The 1596-nt window shown below is 59.9% G+C and carries 1 protein-coding gene; it reads right to left on the bottom strand.

Going from position 1 to position 1596, the window contains the following annotated elements; genetic code table 11:
* Positions 1 to 165 precede the first annotated feature (165 nt).
* On the bottom strand, positions 166 to 1596 hold a 1431-nt coding region (locus tag Q1K49_RS09265), incomplete at its 5' end, for a DUF3488 and transglutaminase-like domain-containing protein (RefSeq protein ID WP_300525401.1).

Below are 1596 nucleotides of genomic sequence, written 5' to 3' on the forward strand. Positions count from 1 at the left end.
ACTCAAATCACACCTTCTTTACTCGTTTGGGATCTGTGTCAACCCATCACTCCGGGCAAACTCAGGGAGTCATCTCTCCAACGGGAAGGGACTGCAATCGGGAATCGAGGTCCCCTTTCCGGTCGGACTTCGGGAATGAAAATGTAGCAGCAAAATGAAATCAAGTCAATGACTTGTGCCGCTTGTGCGCTCGATATCGCGGACTATTTCCCGTGACGCGGCGAAAGCACGGGTGATGTCTTCCAGCAGGGAGAGTTCCCGTTCGGAAAGCTTCCTGTCCCGATAAAGAGCACCGTAGCGGATATCGGCGAATCTCCGGACACGAGGATCGCCTGTCCGTGCGGCAAGCTCCAGCAGGCCGGTCGAGGGGGATATGGAACTGTGGGGATACCGCTTACCGACGATTCGAAGAAATTTCCGCACTACCCTCTGTTCCCGCGAACCCCATTTTCTCTTTGCGCAGACGAGAAAAACCGCCAGCAGGAGCCCGGCGACAAGCAGGGGGATACCGGCCCGCCGCACGCCGGAGGGTAATGACAGGGTACGCAGAGCCGTACCGGTCGCGCGCACCATGCGCAACTGCTTGTCCAGGTCATAGGTGATCACCGTCTGGTTCCAGTAGTAGCTCATGGAGTCAGCGATCAGCCGTACCGTCGCGACGAGGCCGCCACGCTTTCCATCCCTTTCCCGGCTGAAGTTGACGGCATAGATGCTCGGGTCTCTCCTGACCCATCCCCTCCCCTCCAGGAAGACCTCGACCCATGCGTGCGCCATGCTTTCCGTTACCAGGTAGTACCCGCCCAGTTCGTTATATTCCCCGCCGTAGTACCCGCCCACCAATCGCGACGGAACCCCGGCCGCCCTGAGCAGCACGGCAAAGGACGATGCAAAGAACTCGCAGTGCCCCGCCTTTCTCTCGAAAAGAAACTCATCAAGGGGGTCGGCGGATCTCGGAAGATCGCGGGTCGCATACCGCAATCCGGCTGACTGGAAATAGCCTTCCAGCCGGGAAAGCCTTACGCTGTCGGAACCGCCCTGCCGCGCAATCGACCTGCCCAGGGACAAGACCCGCGGGGACACCTTTTCCGGAAGTTTCAGGTAGAAATCCCTGTCGATTCCTTCTTTCGTTTCGATGGCGCCGTGCGCCGCAGAAACCGTATCATATTTCAGACGGCCGCCGGACGAGCGCCGCTTCCTGAACACAAGATCCGCGCTTTTCCCCGACCTGACACCACTCACACTCCACGGCGCGTCCAGGGCTATCAGCCAGGGACTCGCCGTTGTTTCGGGAAAGACCGTCTGCCGCACCATGACAACCCCTTTGGGCGGAGGTCCCTCCCGACCCGGGATCTCCGTTCGGATCCAGGCATTGCCCTGCGGCGTGTTGAGCACGACACCTCTCCAATAGAGGTCCTTCCGGGGCAGCTTTTCACTCCGCGCCCGCAAAACAGGGGATGCAACCTCCCCCACGCTCGCCGCGGAACCGGGCTCCACCCGGTCGCTCAGGCCGGCGACCTTTTCTCCCGCGGGTGAAAGAAAGTCCCACAACGGAAACTGGGGACGGGGAAGAATAACAAAGAACAGCAGGATCAGAGG

The sequence above is a fragment of the Aminiphilus sp. genome, assembly GCF_029975095.1.
In the GTDB taxonomy this organism is placed as follows: Bacteria; Synergistota; Synergistia; order Synergistales; family Aminiphilaceae; genus Aminiphilus.